Source organism: Trichocoleus sp. FACHB-591 (genome assembly GCF_014695845.1).
GTDB lineage: Bacteria > Cyanobacteriota > Cyanobacteriia > FACHB-46 > FACHB-46 > Trichocoleus.
In genome coordinates, this window is sequence record NZ_JACJPA010000029.1 from 61,138 (window position 1) to 80,561 (window position 19,424).

Annotated in this window: 22 protein-coding genes; 8 read left to right on the forward strand and 14 right to left on the reverse strand. The window is 48.7% G+C overall.

The window, feature by feature from the left end:
- Nucleotides 1-61 precede the first annotated feature (61 nt).
- The 4 genes from efp to H6F90_RS04300 all read left to right on the forward strand — a co-directional run bounded on the left by efp (nt 62) and on the right by H6F90_RS04300 (nt 2,842).
- Complete coding sequence (gene efp, locus H6F90_RS04285) at nt 62-625, forward strand: elongation factor P (protein WP_190550537.1); 564 nt, start codon at nt 62-64, stop codon at nt 623-625.
- A 111-nt stretch (nt 626-736) separates the two neighbouring features.
- The gene (accB, locus tag H6F90_RS04290; RefSeq protein WP_190550540.1) at nt 737-1,279 is read left to right on the forward strand and encodes an acetyl-CoA carboxylase biotin carboxyl carrier protein; all 543 of its coding nucleotides are present in this window, start codon (nt 737-739) and stop codon (nt 1,277-1,279) included.
- A 390-nt stretch (nt 1,280-1,669) separates the two neighbouring features.
- The gene (locus H6F90_RS04295) at nt 1,670-2,068 is read left to right on the forward strand and encodes a four-helix bundle copper-binding protein (RefSeq protein ID WP_190550542.1); all 399 of its coding nucleotides are present in this window, start codon (nt 1,670-1,672) and stop codon (nt 2,066-2,068) included.
- An 81-nt stretch (nt 2,069-2,149) separates the two neighbouring features.
- Nucleotides 2,150-2,842 carry a DUF3105 domain-containing protein gene (locus tag H6F90_RS04300; RefSeq protein WP_370587943.1) on the forward strand — a complete coding sequence of 231 codons (693 nt, stop codon included), beginning with the start codon at nt 2,150-2,152 and terminating at the stop codon, nt 2,840-2,842.
- Between the two features lie 45 nt (nt 2,843-2,887).
- Here the strand turns inward: H6F90_RS04300 and H6F90_RS04305 are convergent, their stop codons facing one another.
- Together H6F90_RS04305 and H6F90_RS04310 are read right to left on the reverse strand one after the other, a co-directional pair.
- Nucleotides 2,888-3,457, reverse strand: a complete 570-nt coding sequence (locus tag H6F90_RS04305; protein WP_199295707.1) for a DUF981 family protein — start codon at nt 3,455-3,457, stop codon at nt 2,888-2,890.
- An 87-nt stretch (nt 3,458-3,544) separates the two neighbouring features.
- A complete protein-coding gene (locus H6F90_RS04310) occupies nt 3,545-4,483 on the reverse strand; it encodes a carbohydrate ABC transporter permease (RefSeq protein ID WP_190550544.1) in 939 nt (312 codons plus the stop codon).
- Nucleotides 4,484-4,598: 115 nt separating this feature from the next.
- On the opposite strand from H6F90_RS04310, the gene purN reads away from it, so the two are divergent.
- The 3 genes from purN to H6F90_RS04325 all read left to right on the forward strand — a co-directional run bounded on the left by purN (nt 4,599) and on the right by H6F90_RS04325 (nt 9,241).
- The gene (gene purN, locus H6F90_RS04315; RefSeq protein WP_190550546.1) at nt 4,599-5,324 is read left to right on the forward strand and encodes a phosphoribosylglycinamide formyltransferase; all 726 of its coding nucleotides are present in this window, start codon (nt 4,599-4,601) and stop codon (nt 5,322-5,324) included.
- A 264-nt stretch (nt 5,325-5,588) separates the two neighbouring features.
- Complete coding sequence (locus tag H6F90_RS04320) at nt 5,589-8,762, forward strand: MFS transporter (RefSeq protein WP_190550548.1); 3,174 nt, start codon at nt 5,589-5,591, stop codon at nt 8,760-8,762.
- Nucleotides 8,763-8,998: 236 nt separating this feature from the next.
- Complete coding sequence (locus H6F90_RS04325) at nt 8,999-9,241, forward strand: hypothetical protein (RefSeq protein WP_190550550.1); 243 nt, start codon at nt 8,999-9,001, stop codon at nt 9,239-9,241.
- Between the two features lie 55 nt (nt 9,242-9,296).
- Here the strand turns inward: H6F90_RS04325 and H6F90_RS04330 are convergent, their stop codons facing one another.
- The 4 genes from H6F90_RS04330 to H6F90_RS04345 form a co-directional block, all read right to left on the reverse strand.
- Nucleotides 9,297-9,899 (reverse strand): type II CAAX prenyl endopeptidase Rce1 family protein, encoded by a 603-nt coding sequence (locus tag H6F90_RS04330; RefSeq protein WP_190550551.1) that lies wholly within the window; start codon nt 9,897-9,899, stop codon nt 9,297-9,299.
- 118 nt (nt 9,900-10,017) lie between these two features.
- Entirely contained in the window at nt 10,018-11,082 is a 1,065-nt protein-coding gene (locus tag H6F90_RS04335) for a DUF3326 domain-containing protein (protein WP_190550553.1), read from the reverse strand.
- Entirely contained in the window at nt 11,079-11,282 is a 204-nt protein-coding gene (locus H6F90_RS04340; RefSeq protein ID WP_190550555.1) for a hypothetical protein, read from the reverse strand. The genes H6F90_RS04335 and H6F90_RS04340 overlap by 4 nt, the downstream gene beginning before the upstream one ends.
- Nucleotides 11,283-11,403: 121 nt before the next feature.
- On the reverse strand, nt 11,404-11,733 hold the full coding sequence (locus H6F90_RS04345) for a 2Fe-2S iron-sulfur cluster-binding protein (RefSeq protein ID WP_190550557.1): 330 nt from the start codon (nt 11,731-11,733) through the stop codon (nt 11,404-11,406).
- Between the two features lie 246 nt (nt 11,734-11,979).
- On the opposite strand from H6F90_RS04345, the gene H6F90_RS04350 reads away from it, so the two are divergent.
- Nucleotides 11,980-13,098, forward strand: a complete 1,119-nt coding sequence (locus tag H6F90_RS04350) for an acyltransferase (RefSeq protein WP_190550559.1) — start codon at nt 11,980-11,982, stop codon at nt 13,096-13,098.
- Between the two features lie 102 nt (nt 13,099-13,200).
- Here the strand turns inward: H6F90_RS04350 and H6F90_RS04355 are convergent, their stop codons facing one another.
- The 8 genes from H6F90_RS04355 to H6F90_RS04390 all read right to left on the reverse strand — a co-directional run bounded on the left by H6F90_RS04355 (nt 13,201) and on the right by H6F90_RS04390 (nt 19,326).
- Nucleotides 13,201-14,148 (reverse strand): F0F1 ATP synthase subunit gamma, encoded by a 948-nt coding sequence (locus H6F90_RS04355; protein WP_190431718.1) that lies wholly within the window; start codon nt 14,146-14,148, stop codon nt 13,201-13,203.
- 94 nt (nt 14,149-14,242) lie between these two features.
- Complete coding sequence (gene atpA, locus H6F90_RS04360) at nt 14,243-15,760, reverse strand: F0F1 ATP synthase subunit alpha (RefSeq protein ID WP_190431716.1); 1,518 nt, start codon at nt 15,758-15,760, stop codon at nt 14,243-14,245.
- 54 nt (nt 15,761-15,814) lie between these two features.
- Nucleotides 15,815-16,372 (reverse strand): ATP synthase F1 subunit delta, encoded by a 558-nt coding sequence (gene atpH / locus H6F90_RS04365; RefSeq protein WP_190550561.1) that lies wholly within the window; start codon nt 16,370-16,372, stop codon nt 15,815-15,817.
- Nucleotides 16,369-16,932, reverse strand: coding sequence for a F0F1 ATP synthase subunit B (locus tag H6F90_RS04370; RefSeq protein WP_190550563.1), 564 nt, complete (start codon nt 16,930-16,932; stop codon nt 16,369-16,371). The genes atpH and H6F90_RS04370 overlap by 4 nt, the downstream gene beginning before the upstream one ends.
- A 116-nt stretch (nt 16,933-17,048) precedes the next feature.
- Entirely contained in the window at nt 17,049-17,531 is a 483-nt protein-coding gene (locus H6F90_RS04375) for a F0F1 ATP synthase subunit B' (RefSeq protein WP_190550565.1), read from the reverse strand.
- 119 nt (nt 17,532-17,650) lie between these two features.
- The gene (atpE, locus tag H6F90_RS04380; RefSeq protein WP_010994186.1) at nt 17,651-17,896 is read right to left on the reverse strand and encodes an ATP synthase F0 subunit C; all 246 of its coding nucleotides are present in this window, start codon (nt 17,894-17,896) and stop codon (nt 17,651-17,653) included.
- A gap of 168 nt (nt 17,897-18,064) precedes the next feature.
- Nucleotides 18,065-18,826: a F0F1 ATP synthase subunit A gene (gene atpB / locus H6F90_RS04385; RefSeq protein WP_190432021.1), complete on the reverse strand. Its 762-nt coding sequence runs from the start codon at nt 18,824-18,826 to the stop codon at nt 18,065-18,067.
- Nucleotides 18,827-18,882: 56 nt separating this feature from the next.
- Nucleotides 18,883-19,326 (reverse strand): ATP synthase subunit I, encoded by a 444-nt coding sequence (locus tag H6F90_RS04390; protein ID WP_348252011.1) that lies wholly within the window; start codon nt 19,324-19,326, stop codon nt 18,883-18,885.
- Between the last annotated feature and the right edge of the window lie 98 nt (nt 19,327-19,424).

Consider the following 19,424-nt stretch of genomic DNA (forward strand, 5'->3'; position numbering starts at 1 on the left):
TGGGAAGTACCCGCTCAGCGGTACAATAGGATGCCAATTGTTCTGCCCAGACACAAGATTCATGATCTCCAGTAATGACTTTCGACCCGGCGTCACTATTGAATTGGATGGCAACGTGTGGCGAGTTGTGGAATTTCTCCACGTTAAACCCGGTAAAGGATCTGCCTTCGTTCGCACCAAACTAAAGAACGCCCAAAATGGCAACGTTGTAGAAAGAACCTTCCGGGCTGGAGAGGTTGTGCCTCAGGCCAATTTGGAAAAGAGCACGATGCAACATACCTATAAAGACGGCGAAGACTTTGTCTTTATGGACATGGAGACTTACGAAGAAGGACGCTTAAGCGCTTCTCAGATTGGCGATCGCGTGAAGTACCTGAAAGAGGGGATGGAAGTCAACGTCGTTCGTTGGGGTGCCCAAGTTCTGGAAGTTGAACTACCTAACTCAGTGGTTTTAGAAGTTACTCAAACCGATCCAGGTCTCAAGGGTGATACCGCTACAGGTGGCACTAAGCCTGCGATCGTAGAAACAGGTGCTCAAGTCATGGTGCCTCTCTTTATTACGATTGGAGAGCGCATCAAGGTTGATACTCGCAACGACACTTACCTAGGTCGGGAAAAAGACTAGAGCTGGGATCAGTACTTTGTTGGCACTGTGCTAAATTGCACTGTTGACAATGTGTAATTAGTAAAGACGAGCTGGTTGAAAACAGCTCATTGGATTGGGGTCATAAACACTGTGCAATTGAATTTTGAAGAACTCCGCAACCTACTAGTCACTCTGGGCCAGACTGATATTGGCGAGTTGACCATCAAAAGTGCTGACTTTGAGCTTACGGTACGCAAGGGTGTGCAAGTCAGTAGTCAAACAACAGCGATCGAGTCCACGGCTGCTGGTAGTGGTGGTGTTCCTAGTGTTGAGTTGGCCCCACCCATTGCAATAAACCCCACACCATCCTCAGTGGCTCCTGAGTCTCGTCCCAGCATGGGAGCTACTACTCCTGCGGCAAGTCCTACGGTTGTCTCGGTAGATAAAAGCAAGTGGTTGGATGTCACTTCACCGATGGTGGGCACATTCTACAGAGCCCCAGCACCCGATGAGCCGCCTTTTGTGGACATTGGCGATCGCATTCGGAATGGCCAGACTGTCTGCATCATTGAGGCCATGAAGCTGATGAATGAGTTAGAGGCTGAGGTGAGCGGAGAGGTGATGGAAGTCTTGGTTCAGAATGGCGAACCAGTCGAGTACGGCCAAGTATTAATGCGAGTTAATCCTGGCTAAGACACTCAATAGTTCGTAGAAGTTAGATGTTTTCGACCTAATTTTCTCCACGCTCTAATTTTTTATGAACTTTCATTTCTAAAGCATAAGGATGTAGCTAAAGATTTTTAGCTCACAATTTGAACAACATACAGGTGCAAACGAGCACCTTTTTTTTATCTAAAAAAGCTAAATTATCTCCACACATGCTTAGGAATTTTCTAATTCTGCTCAATAAGGCATGTCGCAGACAGCGTATCGATAGGGGGTTTCGCCTTCCATACCTCTATTTGCGTAAATGAAATACAGATGCAGGTGCTAATCTCTAACTTCAGAAGTGTTGCTTAGGAGCGATGAAAGTTTTTCTATTTCAGCCGATAAGCAAACTAGAAGAATTTAATTGTTTTTTAAATGACTTATCATCAATATCAATCTTTTTTAGATGCCATTAATTATTGCGCTTTAGAATGCCAAGCTTCTGCTGAAACCCAGTCAACTGACTTAATAGAGTACGCTAGCCTTTGTCGAGACTGTGCCGATCTTTGTTGGATCTGTGCCGCCACTTTGATGAATCGGGGACCGCGCTTTGTGGCTTTAATTGCTCAAGCCTGTGCTGATTTGGCAGATGTCTGCGCTAGAGAGTGCGAAAAATACTCAGACGATCGCCTGCAAAAATGTGCGATCGCCTGTGAACAAGTGGTTTTTGAATATCGGCAAATTGCTGGCTTCTTATTTCTACAAGAAAAAAGTAAGGTGTCACCTAGCCGCCAAGATTCTAGTCGCCGCTTTGCTGCCGCTCTAGGAAATTAGTGATTTCATCTAGCATGAGAGTAGCTGCGCCTTGCTTCAGGCAAAACAGCGACAAGACGGGCCAAGACTAGGTGAAACAAGGTGAGCAAATACCCAGAATCACGGCGACGTAGCCGCACATGGCAGGATAAGGTCCTAGCCAGCCGCCAACTCCTGCTTTCTATTGGGATAGTTGGGGCATTAGTGGCAGTAGGTTGCACGCAACAATCGTCAGATACAGCTTCTCAGCAGATAGAGACTAAACCCATGAGTCAGCAAAGGGTTCAGGCATCTACTGGAGATGAATTCTTTAAGATAGAAACCCCTGGCTCACCTTTGCCACCCCCACCTGCCGCTGCTAAGTTGCCTGGTACTGCCTTACCAAAGTTAGACCAAGATCACGTTCCTGAAACTGAGAAAGTTAAATACAACTCTAACCCTCCCACTTCTGGTCCCCACTATGCCATTTGGGCGCAGTGGGGCATCCATGCTAAAGCGCCATTGGACGAAAGGTTGGTTCACAATTTAGAGCATGGTGGCGTCATTATTAGCTACAAGCCCGAGCAGATCCAAGGCCAAGCGCTAGAGCAAATCAAAGCTCAGGTCCGAGACCTCAGCAAAAACAATCCCCGAATTATTTTGACCCCTCGCCCAAATCTGGATACAGCGATCGCGCTGACTGCCTGGGGCTATTTGCAGAAGCTTGATCGCTACGACCCATCAGCAGTCACAGCTTTTTATAATGCCCATATCGCCCGGGGGCCAGAGTGTAAGAACGGCTTATGTCCTAACTAGCAGTCTGATTGAAGCGGAGCCGAAGAGCGCTATCCCATGCAAGACTTACGGCATTCCAGGAGGAACCCAGTTGCTAGAACCCTCCAAGTGGCCCCAATATGCCATATAACCTGTAAACGCCCAAATTGCCGCGGCGATCGCCAGTACCCCAACCCCCGCTAAGCGAAACGCTCGGTTAGTTCGCCAATACAGAGCAGGGGCAGCACACACCCCACCCAAGCCAGTCAAGATAAAGCCTAAACCAGAAATTAACGGGCGACGAGTCATTTCTAAGTCGATGATCCGGATACCAATCACGATCGCAGTTACACCAGCAAAGAAGGCGTAAATCGCGACAGTCAAAAGATCCCAGCCTAGGGCTAAGGCCAGCGACGCACCCACAAACAAAATGCCAAATAGAACCGTCGTCTCACCAAAGGCAATGTTGTAGCTGCCTCGAATCGGCCAATGCCAAATCATGTGGAATCCGGTAGAAAGGGCGATCGCTCCTACCATACCGAAACCAGGAACCCAACGTTTTGGGTTGGGATGCTCAAAGCCTTCATAAACAAAGCTAGCCAATAAAACCAGCCCTGCCGTCAGGTTAATCAGCATCAATGTGATGTAGTTAATCAAGATGCGGTTCCTCCTGTAGGGATGGGTTGATTGTAGAGAATCTCAATGTAGCGGCCAAGTATTGTTAACGGGTTCAACCCCAGCGGACTATTCGGTCCAAGTCTGCAACTGCAAATAAACCAGTACTGACGTAGCACTTAGCAGCACGGTGGCAGCAGCGGCGGCATAGCCAAAATCAAATTGAGCAAACGCTTGCTCATAGATGTAGTAGACCAACAAGTTGGTGGAGTTGAGCGGTCCTCCTTCAGTGATCACATACACCTGCTCAAAGCTCCGTAGCGTGAAAATCACTGTTGTAATCGCCGCAAAAATTAAGGTAGGTCTCAATCCTGGTAGCGTAATGTGCCAAAACTGCTGCCAAGCATTAGCCCCATCCAGTTCCGCCGCTTCGTAGCGATTGACTGGAATGGTTTGCAACCCCGCTAAAAACACCACCATATTGAAGCCGAGTTGCTTCCAGACACTCAGCAGAATCAGCACAGGCATCGCCCAAGTCGTGCTACCCAGCCAAGCAATCGGCTCTAACCCGATCGCGCCGAGTAAAGTGTTGATCGGTCCTTCGGTTTGAAACAGCCACCGGAAACCTAACCCCACCGCTACCAGCGAAGTAATAGACGGAATAAAGTAGGCAGCTCGGAGCAATCCTTGTAAGGCAAAGGTTCGGTTTAGGAGTACTGCTAACCCCAAAGCCAAGATCAAGCTCGGAATCACTGTCGCCACTGTAAAATAAAGCGTATTTCCCAACACCTGCCAAAAATCGGGATTGAGCAGCAAGCGCCAGTAGTTGCTGAAGCCAATCCAGTGAGTGCCAGTGCGAGTAAAGCTCCCTGCCGTGAAGCTGAGGTAGACCAAATAAGCGATCGGCCCCAAGACAAAAATGCTCAGGAGCAATAGAGCAGGCGCTAAGAATAACCAAGCTGCGATCGCGCCTGACTCATTTTTATCCACCCAGGTTTGGGAATCTGCCTGAGGCGCAGTTGGACTGTCCTGATGAGACACTTGGCGACGAGACGACCACAAAGACATAGCAAGTTTCTACTGACAAGCATGGGATGCAAGAACCCTGCTGTTACAATTCTGAGACTAGCGCTTAGTCAGCGACTACGCTAGCGCAATTTTCGAGCGATCTTTTCCTGATTTCATGACTTCTCACTCTGCGGTGCCTACTTCCAGTCCGGATTCTATCCCTAGTCTCGTTTCACCGATTTTGGTTGCTTCTACATTCGCCACACCTGCGGCAACTCCTTTAAAACTAGGCGTGATGGCTTCTGGTTCGGGCAGCAACTTTGAGGCGATCGCTCAAGCTATTGCTGATGGCCAGCTGCATGCCAAAATCCCAGTTTTGATCTGCAACAATCGCAATGCAAAAGCTTTGGAACGCGCAGAGCGCTGGGGCATTCCTTCTGTTTTATTAGATCACCGCACTTTTGCGTCGCGTGAAGATCTCGATCGCCAAATTGCAGAGACCCTGAAGCAGCACGGGGTGGAATGGGTGATCATGGCGGGTTGGATGCGGCGAGTGACGCAAGTGCTGATTGACGCATTCCCCGACCAGATGCTAAATATTCATCCCAGCTTATTGCCCAGTTTTCCCGGCATTCGTGCGGTAGAACAAGCCTTGCAGTCAGGGGTAAAGATTTCAGGCTGTACCGTGCACTATGTACATTTAGAAGTGGATAGTGGTCCGATTGTGATGCAGGCAGCAGTGCCAATTTTGGCAGAAGATACTCCAGCGACGCTGCAAGCTCGGATTCAAGTGCAAGAACATCGGATTTTTCCTCCCGCGATCGCTCTAGCAGCAGCACAGAAAGCAGGCGTAGACCCGACCACATTTTTCTCGACCCCAGCGAATCACAAGGTTTCGTGACGACCCAGTTTGGTTAGTAGAAACGGCTTGAACTAGCAGCAAATTCTGATCCCCTGGTTCGCCTTCCGTAAGAAATACGTCCTTAGAAATCCTTGCTGCATAACTTTATCCGCCTATAGAGTTCATTTCAGACTTCGGAGAGATGCTTTGTACCCTCTGAGTCGGAGATTCTGAGCGTGAGGGTTATTAGTTTTGCAGAAATATAGCGCTGGGATGCAGGCAAGCTCAGATTTGCGTGGATCTTAGCCTTAACGAGGGAAAATCATGTTTCACAATATAGGAATTGCACGGGAATTATTCCAGGGGCAATTCTGGATTGCGCAAGTGCCAGTGGATGGATCAGTCACCACTCCTGAAGAAGCCGCACTTGTCTTTTCAGGTCCCCAATTTTTTGTAGCTTTGATCGCAGGGCTAGTCTTAGCCTTTGCCATTCAATTAGTTCTAACCAACCTTTCTGTAGCCGCAGGAATTTCTTATTTAGGCCACCAATCTGACGACAATCAATCCAGCCACTCTAGCCATTCCAGCCACAAAGATTCAGGCAGTTTGGGCGGCACGATCCGCAAAATTGGTACTGCTGTGGGCCTATGGACTCTGATCACGGTCACCATTACCTTATTCATTGCTTGCTTACTCGCCGTTAAGCTGAGCTTGATTGAAAATGCTGTTTTAGGCGCAATTGTTGGTCTGGTCATTTGGGCTGCTTACTTCACGCTGCTAGTGTGGGTTAGTTCCTCAACGGTCGGTTCCTTAATTGGTTCGGTGGTTAACACGGCCACCTCAGGGTTCCAAGCGGTGCTGGGCACTGCAACTGCCGCGATCGCGGGTAAATCTGCAAGTGACCAAGTGGTAGCAACCGCAGAAGCCGCAGCCGCAGCCGTGCGCCGGGAACTTACCGTCGGTATGGACCCAGTCAGCATTCGCGAAACTATTGAAGACTATCTCGATCGCTTGAAGCCGTCTGAATTGGATATTTCGCGGATTCGGGGTGAGTTTGAAAACTTAGTGAACACCCCAGAGCTAAAGTCTTTGGCTCAGAGTGCGGGTGGTGTGGGGGAATCTCTACGCGATCGCCTCAGCCACATCGATCGCCAAACCTTTGTCAACTTAGTTAGTAGCCGCACCGATCTTTCTAAGCGCGATATCAACCGCATCGTAGATCAGTTAGAAGGCGTATGGCAGCAAGTGCTGAGTCAGCAAGGTCAGCAAGATCTGATGGGCCAATTGCGAGATTATCTCTCTTCGGCTCAGCCAGAAAACCTACGTTCTAACGAGTTCAGCAACAAACTTGATCAACTGATTGCGGAGATCCGCCGTTCTAATCAAGGTGGCAGCCAACAGCAGCAACCTCCTGGCTTGATTGGGCGAGCTGCTCAGTTTGGTATGACTGCCCTCTCTGGCACTGTCCTGAGCCGCACTGACCTTTCTGACCTTGATGTTGAGAAGGTGATGGGTCAGTTACAAGGCTTCAAAGATAAGCTGGACGAGCAAGCTAATAAAGTAGGTAGCCAAGTCGCTGAAAAAGCGCCTGCCCTCCCCTTCAACCCTATCCGAGCGGATATCGAAAACTACATCCTCAATTCCTATGCTTGGCATTTGAATCGAGAAACAATTAAGTACGAATTCCGCAACGTTATCTACGATCCGCAAGCCGATCCTGGTGTGGTGAAGCGGCAACTAGAACAGTTGAACCGCAGCTACTTTGTGGATCTGTTGACTCAGCGGGGCGATCTCTCTCCTGCTCGAGTGGGAGATATTGCCGACCAACTGGAAAGCATTCGCCAAGAAGTTCTCACGACTGCCACGATTGCTGCGGATCAAGAGGAATCGCAGGATCTTCGCAGTCGAGTCGAGAATTATCTGAGCTCTACTGGCAAAGCTGAACTCAGCCCCGAAGGCATTGAGCGAGACTTCCAAACTCTGCTAGAAGATCCTGAAGCGGGTTATGAAGAATTGCGCGATCGCCTGAACCACTTTGACCACGATACCTTGGTTCAGTTGCTGGCTCAGCGCCAAGACCTGAGTCAGGAAGAAGCTGATCACATTGTTAGCCAACTCGAAAGCACTCGCGATCGCGTTTTGGGCAACGCTCAGTCCGTGCAAGACCAAGCGGAATCAAAAGCGACTGAGTTGCGGCAACGTCTGGAGTCATACCTGCAAAACACAGGTCGCTCCGAACTCAACCCTGAAGGCATCAAGCGCGACCTCCAAACTTTACTGGATGATCCCCAAGCTGGCTTTAGAGCCTTACGTTGGCGCTTCTCCGCCGTTGATCGCGATACCTTTGTCAAACTGTTGGCCCAACGTCCCGACATTAGTGAGGAGGAAGCCAACCGCATCTTTGATCAAGTCGAAAGCAACTGGAACAACATTACCCATGCGCCCCAGATTGTTGTAGGCAAGACCAAAGAGCAATACGACAAAACCACAACTGCGATCGCCGATTACCTGCGGAACACCAACCTGCAAGAACTCGATCCAGTAGGTATCCAACGCGACCTGCAAACTCTGTTGCACGATCCCAAAGAAGGTACTCTGGCACTGAGACGACGCTTGTCTCAAGTCGATCGTGAAACGTTGGTGCGATTGCTGAGCCAACGCCCCGACATCAGCGAAGAGCAAGCCAATCGCCTGGTAGATCAAACCCAAGAAGCGATCCGCAGCATTGTCAGAGCGCCGCGTCGTTTGGCTGCTCGGACTCAAGAGCGTGTGCGTGACTTCCAAGCCACCCTGGAAAACTACCTGCGTAATACCGACAAAGAAGAACTCAATCCAGAAGGGATTAAGCGTGACTTGCAATTGCTGCTCAGCGACCCCCGCGCTGGGTTGGGTAGCCTAGGCGATCGCCTCTCCCATGTAGATCGCTCGACCATCGTGGCTCTGTTGTCTCAGCGCTCTGACATGAGTGAGGCAGAAGCCAGCCGCATCGTCGATCAAGTTCTCTCCGTTCGGGAGCAAGTGCAAGCGCAAATCCAGAACATCCAGAACCAGATTCAATCGGTGATCGACGGCATTTTTGCTCGCATCCGCAACTATTTGAATGCATTGGATCGCCCAGAGCTGAACTACGAAGGCATCAAGCGCGATCTACGCACCGTGTTCGATGATCCACAAGCTGGATTTGATGCGTTGCGATCACGGCTCGGTCAGTTCGATCGCGGTACTTTGGTGGCGCTGCTCAGTTCCCGTGAAGACATCTCGGAAGCAGATGCCAATCGCATCATCGACCAAATTGAAGGGGCCAGAAACAGCGTCCTCCAGCGGGCTGAACGCATCCAACACGAAGCTCAGCGCCGCCTAGAAGACCTGAAGCGACAAGCGCAGCATCAAGCTGAAGAAACTCGTAAAGCCGCTGCTACTGCTGCCTGGTGGTTATTCGGTACCGCCGCTGTCTCCGCATTGGCTTCTGCTGCTGCTGGGGCGATCGCTGTCGGTTAATTGATTTCCGCAGTTTAAATTTCACTCCAGACTACACCTCTCCCCATAAAGGAGAGGTTTTTTCATGCTTGTCTTGCTTCCTAATCTTTATTCTTACAACTATTGTTTTTCATATAATCTTCACGAAATCGCCTATTCGCAGGGTGCAAGCTTAGAGAATCATTCAGGAATATAGGGAAGTGGAAGTGAAGCTAAGTTTTTGTCCGCCGTTCCCTCGGTTCTCGTTTAATCAAATCATGTTGAATTTAAGCAGTGCCACTGATAACAGTTTGAGGACCGATAGCGTTGAATTTTTTGTTCGCAACGCGCTCTCCTCCGGAGTTCTCTCACCTGCTGCTGAAACTCAAATTCATCGTTTGGTGGAGCGAGGCGGCCTGAGCGATCGCGATCGGTCTTTGGTAGCCATTCTGCGCGATGCGATCGCCGATGGTTGCATTCATCGAGAAAACGCTAGTGGTTTAGCAGGACTAAGATTTTAAGGTACAGCTATTTGCTGCCGCTGTTCCAGGTTTTCCCTTTAAGTAATAGCTAAGCTCAAACGGAAGGATTAGGCTTCTGATCACTGTGCCACTTCCAAACACAGCCAGAAATCAAATTAGTCACAATATGAGCCGCTAAAGGCACAAGCAAATTGCCTGTAATGAGAGCGCTAAGTCCTAACACTGCCCCAATGGCCATGGCCCAGAGCATGTAGGGCCAATTTTTAAGACTACTGAGGTGTAGTGCCCCAAAACATAAGCTAGAAAGAGCCAAACCTGTCAGATCAAATCCCAACGCGGGTAGCATCACGCCACGAAACAGCAGTTCCTCGCTTATTCCAGGCAAAAGGCCCAACCAAACCAAATCAGGCCAAGCCAAAGGCCTAATCACAAGGTCTAGATAAAGATTTGCACTTTGGCGATAAGCAGGCCAGAGGCGATAAATAATGGCGCTGGTTGCAGAAATTCCTAAGCCAAGTCCTATCCCCCAGAAGGGAGCATTGCCCATCCAATCCAGTGGTAGCAGAGGAACCCCACCCACTCGCTGCCATATTTTGGCAACCATCAACAAAAATAAAGCTGTGACGCCCATCGCAATTAAAACTTGGACGCGGGTTAGAGTTTCGGTTTCGGGAGTTTGAGGGAGCTGATTTGCCACAAAACTAGGGAAAGGCTAAGTTACAACTCGACTACTACACCAACAGGGGCTAGAAATAGTCGATCCGTTACAGCTTAACGAAAACCTAAATTCAGTTACACCTGTTTCAGACTAGATTTCAGGCCAAGTAACGAATGGGTGCAACGTGAGGCTGAAGCACAGTCGGACTAATTCCCGCCCGATGCGCTACTAACACGCCAAGAGCCTCTAAATAAGAGTTCACTTGGAGGGCTTTGATGCCCAACCGGGACGGCGGCACTCGCATTTTAGTTTGATTCTCGCGCACCGTAATAATTTGAGCTTGAGAGTGGCTGAAACTTAACACAGCGCTACCGCCACAGGCTGTTTCAGGAATGACGACTGCGTCCACGCGATCGCACCAGATCTCACTTTCATCCCTAATGCGGGGAGAACGCTGAGTTGTAAATTGCGGCGCTCGGCTGAGTCCTGCCAACACACAGGGTAAAAAGGTGTAGCCCAACTCTTCCGCAGCAGAACGGGGAGAAATTTCTGAATCTAGCGGTAGCGGTGCCAAAGCAGGCGCATGGGCACAGGGAATTTGAAAGGTTCGGACTACCAAGTGACTGATCACCGCTTCTGCACCTGCCAAGGGATCAACGCCTTGCCCATGACGGTACTGTTGCAGCGCTTCGCTATCGACATCATCCGGAAACCGAGCCACGACTGCGATCGCCTCTGCTCGTGCCTGCGTAATCAGTCGTTCAACCGCTCGTAGCAAACTATCCGGGTTCTGAATTGTACCCCAGGTAGCTCCCGAATCTGCAGTGCGTAACTCCACCCCTAAAGGAGCATCAGTCACGACATAATCAGTTAAGTTCAAACCTAAGGTAGCGCGAGTCGCATCAGCTGCCTGTAGCTGCCGCACTCGCAACTCTGGTTCAATGCCTTGATCAAGAACCAAACCGACTCGGTTTTGATGCACCGATCGCAAGCCCCATTGTCCTGCTGCAAACTGATCAAGCCCATATCCCTCAACATACAGTGCATTCGGTAAGGGCCAATAAAGCTGAGCGCCATTGAGCACGTTGGGGTGGGTGATCAGGCAATCGGCTACTTGGGCGATCGCTCGGGCTACAGGTAGAGCATCGCCTGCATAACCCCCGATCGCCGCTCCAATCCCGGTCGGAACAATTAATAAAACAGTGTAGGGACGCTGAATCAAGCCGTGGTTACAGTCTCAGACGTAGCTGCATCAGAGGTTACGATCGCATCAATATAGGCTTTTTGTTGCTCTACATTTACATCGGTAACTGCCCAACGCAAGGGTTGACCTCGCTTTTGCAGTTCTGCCTCAATCGCTTGATGCATCGCTACTGGGCACTCTTGCAGATCGATTTCAGCCGTAATAAAGTGGGTCGTCATAGTTGCTGATTCCAACGCTGTATTAGTTTATGCCACATTGCCGCTGAGTACGGTTAACTTTGGAGAAGTTAGCAACTGGCTACTTCTAACCTGAAGCAAGCTTTTATCTCAGAATAAGAAATTACTTGCGCTCTTGGAATTGCCCAAATTGCAGATGATATACAACGTCTTCTTTCTCAGTTTCAATCTTGAGGTCAGAGCGAGGATAAGCTACGCATAAAAGTGCATAACCTTGTTGCTGTAACTCTTGACTAATTCCCATGCCATCATCCTGCTCAACGTTACCTTCTGTAATCTGCGCAGCACAGGTAGTGCAGACTCCGGCATTGCAAGAACTAGGCAGTTCCACGCCTGCTTCTGTAGCCACCTCCAGAACGGTGCGATCGGCTGGCACTTCTAAAACATGGCTATTGCCCTGATGCTGAATTTGAACTTTGTAAGTTTGGGACATAAACCAATAATGCGAGGTAAATATACCTCAACAAAACAACTACTCTTGTCTATTATTTCACGAGACGAATCGTGTATTGCATTTTTCATACTTGAGTACTTTCCATTTCAGGGCTAGAGCACAACAAAAATCCTAGGCCCTTTATCAGCTTGAAGTTACTACCATCAGGCATTGAAATTTGCTAAATTACTTCTCATACCAAGGATTTCTGTACTTCACTAAAATCACTATGAACAATCAAAGTCTATGCGCAATTTAAGCCAAGTTTTTGAATCTAAAAAGAATAGCTTAGGTTTTTTGAGATTTTTGTTCGCAGCCCTGGTTGTGTTCTCACATTCATTTGTCTTAGGAGGCTTTGGTTCCGAAAGGATCCTTAACATATTTCAAGGAAGCTACGGAGAACTTGCAGTTGATTGCTTCTTCATCATTAGCGGCTTCTTGATTACGCGTAGCTATATTAGATCTGTATCGATCTCACGTTTTTTATGGCATCGATTTCTCAGAATATTTCCAGGTTTTTGGGTGTGTTTGTTAATAACCATTCTATTTTTTGCCCCCATTGTCTATCTTGCTACACATGGCAATTTGAATAACTATTTCCAGTCCAAAATAGACAATCCTATTAACTACATCAAGGCAAATTTCCTTCTCAGAATGAACCAATATGGCGTTGCTGGTCTCTTGAATAATATTCCGTTTCCTGCCGCCTTCAATGGCTCTCTGTGGACATTGATATATGAATTTAAGTGCTACCTAGCAATCGGCATTCTAGGCAGATTGCATATTCTAAAGTCAGCTAGAGTCTTTGTGATTGGAATATTTATATTTTTATGGGGAGGATACACATTAGAAAGTCTAATCCCTGGTACAGGAGCCAGATTTTCTAATTTACTAGCGGACAAAGAAGGTTTAAGAATGATGATGTATTTCTTTTCCGGCTCTGTTTTGTTCTTATATTCAAAAGATATAGTTTTTAGTACGCGTAACTTTATTTTTTCTGCTGTATTAACACTAATAAGTATAATTTGTGGCATTCATCAGCCTATCTTTGCACTTCTATTAGGACCATCACTCTCTTACGTGATTTTTTGGCTTGCCTGTGAACTCCCCTTTAGTCATTTTGATCGATATGGAGACTTTTCTTACGGGCTATATATTTATGCGTTTCCTATACAACAAATTCTTGCCTTCTTTAAGGTTAACAAATACGGATTCTCCGTCTATTTTCTCCTTTCCTTGGGGTTAACCACTTTGCTGGCTATTCCTAGCTATCGCTGGATTGAAAAGCCATCTCTAAATTTGAAGGATTTTAAGATAAGTTCATTATTTAATACTAAATTGATACGTCCTTTGACCAAGCTTTGATCTGATCCAGCGGATTAAGAAAGTTATCTCTTCATTAAAAATGCGCCTGAGTTAGCTCAGACGCATTTTTAATTCCCTCTCAAGTAGGGTTGCTATGAGTGTTTAGCCCAGAGCTTCAGCTCCACCAACCACCTCTAGAATTTCTTGAGTGATCGCAGCCTGACGCGCTTTGTTGTAGGACAAAGTCAAACCACTAATCAACTCACTAGCGTTTTCACTAGCATTGTTCATGGCCGTCATTCGAGCTGCCAGTTCACTAGCCGCCGACTCTTGCAAAGCCCGTAGTAACTGATTGTTCAGATACAGAGGCAAGAGAGCATCCAGGATTTGTACTGGATCTTGCTCGAAGATCATGTCCCGAGGCAGCGCTCTGGCTTCAGCGCTAACTCTGGAGCGTTCTACTTGGAACTGTCCACCGCGACTGGTCAATCGGAAAATCTCATCATCGGGTGTCTCTAAACCCTGAGGATCAAGAGGCAACAGCGTCTGAATCACAGGCCGAGAGCTAATCAAAGACACAAAGCGGGTGTAAACCAACTCAATGCGATCGACAGTCTCTGAGAGAAACAGCGACAAGATTTCATCTGCAATTTCCGAGGCTTCTTGAGCCGTGGGCACTTGCTCTAAACCTGTGTAGCTAGCGCTGATCGGTTGGTCCCGGCGCTGAAAGTACTGCGAGGATTTGCGGCCAACCATGATGAACTTGTAATCTAGGCCTTCTGCTTTCAGCTCTTTGGCCCGATTTTCAGCTCGGCGGATTACGTTGGAGTTATAAGCTCCACAGAGACCGCGATCGCCCGAAATCACTAACAGACCCACAGTACGGACTTCGCGCTTTCTCAGCAGAGGTAGGTCTACATCTTCAAACCGTAGGCGAGTTTGCAGACCATACAGCACCTGTGCCAAGCGATCGGCAAAGGGACGGGTTGCGATTACCTGCTCTTGAGCTCGACGCACTTTAGCAGCAGCCACGAGGCGCATTGCTTCCGTGATTTTTTTGGTATTTTTGACCGACTGGATGCGATCGCGAATGACTTTGAGATTTGCCATAGTTATTTCCCTCCATTAGCGATCAGCGATTAGCCATGAGCTATTAGTGTTTGAAGACTAAGCCACCACTGGCTAACCGCTAATGGCTCATCTCCTACGCAGCTGCCATGAATGCTTGCTTCGATTCAGCGATCGCTTCCTTTAGGATTTGCTCCGCTTCAGCGTTCAGGGTCTTTTGGTTGCGAATGATTTCAGCATACTGAGGTTTGCTGGTTCTGAGATATTCCCGCAGGCTCTTCACGTAGCTGGTGACTTTATCAACAGGTACATCATCTAGATGACCGTTAATCCCTGCATAAATCAGAGCAACTTGCTCGTTCACAGGAATGGGGGAGTTTTGCGGCTGCTTCAGCAGTTCACGCAAACGCTGTCCTCTGGACAACTGGTCTTGAGTTGCTTTATCCAAGTCAGATGCAAACTGAGCAAATGCTTCTAGGTCAGCAAACTGAGCTAGTTCCAGCTTCACCTTACCAGCCACTTGCTTCATGGCTTTGATTTGAGCCGCAGAACCCACACGAGATACTGAGATACCTGCGTTTACAGCGGGGCGTAAGCCTGCGTTAAACAAGTCAGAAGACAAGAAAATCTGACCATCGGTAATCGAGATTACGTTGGTAGGAATGTAAGCAGATACGTCACCTGCTTGGGTTTCGATGATGGGCAGCGCGGTCATGCTACCTTCACCTAACTCAGGGCTGAGCTTAGCTGCACGCTCTAGCAAGCGGGAGTGTAAGTAAAATACATCTCCGGGGTAAGCTTCCCGTCCGGGTGGGCGACGCAGCAGCAAGGACATTTGGCGATACGCTTGAGCATGCTTGGACAAGTCATCGTAGACCACCAAGGTTGCTTTGCCTTTGTACATAAAGTACTCAGCCAAGGTCGCTCCGGTGTAGGGAGCCAGCCACTGGAGTGTAGCAGGGTCGTTCGCGTTTGCAGCAACCACGATGGTGTAGTCGAGAGCGCCACGCTCACGCAACACGTTCACCACGTTGGCAACGGTAGAAGCTTTCTGACCGATCGCAACGTAGACGCAGATTACATCTTCGCCTTTCTGGTTCAAGATGGTGTCAAGGGCAACCGCAGTCTTACCTGTTTGGCGGTCACCAATGATCAACTCCCGCTGGCCCCGACCGATGGGAATCATTGCATCGATCGCGGTAATCCCAGTTTGCATCGGCTCATACACAGATTTCCGCTCAATGATGCCAGGTGCAGGAGACTCTAGCAAACGAGTTTCGCTGGTCTGGATATCACCTTTGCCATCAAGGGGGCGAGCCAGAGCATCGACGACGCGACCGATCATCGCATCACCCACTGGGATCTGAGCAATTTTCCCAGTAGAAGTAACAGAACTACCTTCTTGAATATCGCGGCCATCGCTCATCAGCACGGCACCGACGTTATCTTCTTCCAGGTTGAAGGCGATGCCGACACTCCCGTCTTGGAACTCTAGCAACTCGCTTGCCATTACCTGTTCTAGACCGTAGATCCGGGCAATGCCGTCTCCAACCTGCAATACTGTACCAACGTTGGAGACTTTAACTTCTTGGTCGTACTGCTCAATCTGCTGCCGAATAATATTGCTAATTTCGTCAGGTCTGATGCTTACCATGAGAATTGCTCTTTTACTAAGGATGAGGGATGAAGGATAGGTCGTTGTTTGAGCCTAGGCGGCACTACTCAAACGGAGAGAAATACGTCGTAGCTGACCCCGGATACTTGCATCAACCACTTGTGAACCCACCTTAATAATGACGCCACCGATTAGGTCTGGGTCAATCTTGGTTGCAAGCTCTACTTGGCGAGCATTGGTCATCGCTGTCACTTTCTCTCGCACAGAGCGCTGCTGCTCTTCATTGAGTTCTACAGTAGAAATCACTTCAGCCAGAACGGTTTGATTTTGCTTACGCAACAAAGCCTGGTACTGCTTACAAATGCCCTCAATGAAGAGAATGCGGCCTCGATCAACTAACAGGCTGAGGAAGTTGCGAGTGTAAGGATGCAATTGATCGCCAGTCACCTGCTGTAAAACTGACTTTTTCACGTCAGCCTTGGTCAAAGGATTCGCGAGAAAATTACGCAGGTCTTCCGAGCTGTTCAGCAGCCCTAGTAAAGCGCTAACGTCTTCACCCACGCGGTCAACAATGTTGTTGGATTGGGCAACTGACATTAGAGCCTGAGCATAGGGCTCGACGATTTGACCCACTACAATGCTGTCTCTCATGAGTTGCCTCCTAACAGCGCAATGCTGCGATCAATCAACTGTTGTTGGGCACCGTCGTTCAAGTAGTTACCAATCTGAGATTCAACCCGCTGCACGGCCAAAGCTGCTGCTCGTTGGCGCAGTTCGGCGATCGCCCGCTCCTGCTCAGTATTGGTTTCTTGAGCTGCGGTTGCCTTCATCCGCTCCACATCTTTCGCTGCTTGAGCCAGAATTTCTTCCTTGGCGGCTTGAGCATTTTGCTCCGCTGTCACCCGGATGCGTTCTGCCTCAGCTTGCGCTTGAGCTAGCTTTTGCTGTTGTCCTGCCAGAGCGGACGCAGCTTCTCGCTGGCGTTTCTCTGCATCCTTAATCGCTGTCTCAATTGCCGAGCGACGTTCTGTTAGGATACCGCCCAAGAACTTCCGCCCGAAGTAGAACAGCACAAAAATAATGATAGCGAGGTTGATTAGGTTGGTTTCTAAAATATCAAAATTTAAGCCAAACCCACCTTCCTCGGCTGCTTCTGCCAACCCGGAGGCAGTTGCACTACCTGCCGTTGCTAGTAATAAAAAGGTCCCCATGATACTCATCCATAACTGCGCTGCTCATGCCAAAGTCTGGTTGCTAACCAGAGCTACAAACCACGACTAAAGCTGCCGCGATTCCCCGATTCCATCTCCCAACTCTTGAGCCAGCTCTACTTGACCAACTGAGGGCCGAGTAGTTTTTCTAAAATCTGGCGACTGAGAGCATCAACCTGTTGCTCTAACGATTGCATCGCTACTTGCTTTTGCTGATCGAGCTCTCGCTGAGCCTGTTCTCGTTGAGCTTGGGCTTCTTGTTGTGCTGCTGCAACCTTCTGAGCCGCAACTTTTTGAGCATCGGCTTGAGCCTCAGCAATAATCGATTGAGCCTTCCGACGGGCTTCCCCTAGCTCTTGCTCATACTGCTTGGCGAGGTGCTCAGCTTTGGCCAAGCGTTCTTTGGCCTCCGCTTGGTTGGTACGAATATACTCGTTCCGACCGTCAATCGCGTTACTCAGAGGCTTGTAAAAAATCGCGTTTAAGACGGTGGCTAGAGCCAGAAACTGCAACGCCATCAAGGGCAGCGTGGCATCGAGATCGAATAACCCACCCTGTTTAGCAGTTTCCGCAGCCAGTAAAATTGTCGAATGCATCATAATTACGTGTTTCCCGTTGCCAAGCAGGGTCAAGCTTGAATTGGGCTAGAACTAGAAAATAGTTAGGTGTAGAGATGCGATCGCTGACCACATCTCTACGGAGTCAGTAACCAAAAGCCTTAAGCGAAGGGGTTAGCGAACAATAGAACAAGAGCAACTACCAGACCGTAGATGGTGAGCGCTTCCATGAACGCCAAGCTGAGCAGGAGAGTACCGCGAATCTTACCCTCTGCTTCGGGCTGACGAGCAATACCTTCTACTGCTTGACCTGCAGCATTACCTTGACCGATACCAGGGCCAATTGCAGCTAGACCAACAGCTAGAGCAGCAGCCAAAACAGAAGCAGCAGAAACTAATGGATCCATGATGAGTGTCCTTATCTTGAATGCAGAAATAACAGGTGTACGTTAACTAGCAGATACGTGATTTTCACGCTGCCCTAAATCACCGATCGCAACTACTTAAACCAAGCAATTTCTGCGATAGTACCGGGCTATAGATAGGCGTAATAGGCTACGCCTCAACTGAGGGATTTAAGCGTGTCCCCCATGCTCTTCACCACCATGCCCATGCTCTTCCACAGCTTCACCAATGTAAGCGGCGGCTAGGGTTGCAAAAATCAACGCCTGAATCGCACTGGTAAACAGACCCAGCACCATCACTGGCAACGGCACGAACAGAGGAACTAAGAGTACGAGAACTCCTACAACTAGTTCATCAGCCAGAATGTTGCCAAAGAGACGGAAGCTTAGGGAGAGCGGCCTGGTGAAATCTTCCAAAATCTTGAAAGGCAACATGATGGGCACAGGCTCAACATAGTGAGCAAAGTAACCCAAGCCCTTCTTGCTAATCCCTGCGTAGAAATATGCCAAGGAGGTCAGCAAGGCAAATGCCACTGTGGTGTTGATGTCAGCAGTCGGTGCGCCCAACTCACCCTCTGATAGCTTAATCAGCTTCCAAGGAACAAGTGCACCCGACCAGTTTGACAGGAAGATAAAGAGAAATAATGTGCCAACAAACGGCACCCAGCGGCGATAGTCTTTCTCACCAATTTGAGTCTTAGCAATATCGCGAATGTATTCCAAAGCATATTCCATCAGGTTTTGCAGTCCTGACGGCACTCTTTGGACATTACGGGTTGCTGCTAAGGAAAACAGAACGAGAAGTCCAATCACAAACCAGGAGGTAATAAATACCTGCCCGTGCAACTTGAGGTTGCCGAGGTGCCAGTAAAGATGTCGTCCTACTTCCAACTCAGCTAGGCGGAAGGAGTTAAAGGCATCAAAATACAGCATGTCCATTCAGGAGGTTCCCCAGAGATTAGAGTGGAGAATTCTAAGAATCGCCCAACCTACTTGGGGTCAGGGATGAATGTAATTCGCAACACGTAAACGAGGAGCGCCACTTTATAGGTCAGAAATCCCAAAAAGATTGGGATAATTTGCAGTTGATTTAGCTGAGTTGCTATTACAATCAACCCAATAAAAAGAGCGAGCCGGGTGTTGCCCACACGCTTCTTGCTATTGCCAAGCTGCTCAACGTTTTTAGCCAACAGTCTTAAGTAAACCACACCTGTGCACGCCCCAATCAAATAGTTGAGGGCAATGTTCAGAGAATAAAAAAAACAGACAAAACCGAAGATCACTGCCGTTGCAACCAGTGTTATGACTAGCAGTTCTTGCTGTAGCCGATAATACTCCTGCATGGAGGTGTTAGGTTCTGTCGCTGGAGAATCGCTAGGTTGCAAATCTCCGCTTACAGGTGTTGGTTCCAGCGTTGGGTCTGACAAGGTCACAAAACTCTGAAACGAGTCCAGATATTTAACTTGACTGGGATCAGCCAGGACAGATCATATCACGGGGTGGTAACAATACTTAATGCTGAAAATCGAGC

Coding starts and splice junctions, on each gene's coding strand:
- H6F90_RS04325 (WP_190550550.1), top strand. CDS start 8,999: ATGTTGAATTTAAGCAGTGCCACTGATAACAGTTTGAGGACCGATAGC.
- H6F90_RS04295 (WP_190550542.1), top strand. CDS start 1,670: ATGACTTATCATCAATATCAATCTTTTTTAGATGCCATTAATTATTGC.
- H6F90_RS04340 (WP_190550555.1), bottom strand. CDS start 11,282: ATGACGACCCACTTTATTACGGCTGAAATCGATCTGCAAGAGTGCCCA.
- H6F90_RS04370 (WP_190550563.1), bottom strand. CDS start 16,932: ATGGGGACCTTTTTATTACTAGCAACGGCAGGTAGTGCAACTGCCTCC.
- H6F90_RS04350 (WP_190550559.1), top strand. CDS start 11,980: ATGCGCAATTTAAGCCAAGTTTTTGAATCTAAAAAGAATAGCTTAGGT.
- atpA (WP_190431716.1), bottom strand. CDS start 15,760: ATGGTAAGCATCAGACCTGACGAAATTAGCAATATTATTCGGCAGCAG.
- efp (WP_190550537.1), top strand. CDS start 62: ATGATCTCCAGTAATGACTTTCGACCCGGCGTCACTATTGAATTGGAT.
- atpH (WP_190550561.1), bottom strand. CDS start 16,372: ATGAGAGACAGCATTGTAGTGGGTCAAATCGTCGAGCCCTATGCTCAG.
- H6F90_RS04375 (WP_190550565.1), bottom strand. CDS start 17,531: ATGATGCATTCGACAATTTTACTGGCTGCGGAAACTGCTAAACAGGGT.
- atpE (WP_010994186.1), bottom strand. CDS start 17,896: ATGGATCCATTAGTTTCTGCTGCTTCTGTTTTGGCTGCTGCTCTAGCT.
- H6F90_RS04355 (WP_190431718.1), bottom strand. CDS start 14,148: ATGGCAAATCTCAAAGTCATTCGCGATCGCATCCAGTCGGTCAAAAAT.
- atpB (WP_190432021.1), bottom strand. CDS start 18,826: ATGCTGTATTTTGATGCCTTTAACTCCTTCCGCCTAGCTGAGTTGGAA.
- purN (WP_190550546.1), top strand. CDS start 4,599: ATGACTTCTCACTCTGCGGTGCCTACTTCCAGTCCGGATTCTATCCCT.
- H6F90_RS04320 (WP_190550548.1), top strand. CDS start 5,589: ATGTTTCACAATATAGGAATTGCACGGGAATTATTCCAGGGGCAATTC.
- H6F90_RS04345 (WP_190550557.1), bottom strand. CDS start 11,733: ATGTCCCAAACTTACAAAGTTCAAATTCAGCATCAGGGCAATAGCCAT.
- H6F90_RS04310 (WP_190550544.1), bottom strand. CDS start 4,483: ATGTCTTTGTGGTCGTCTCGTCGCCAAGTGTCTCATCAGGACAGTCCA.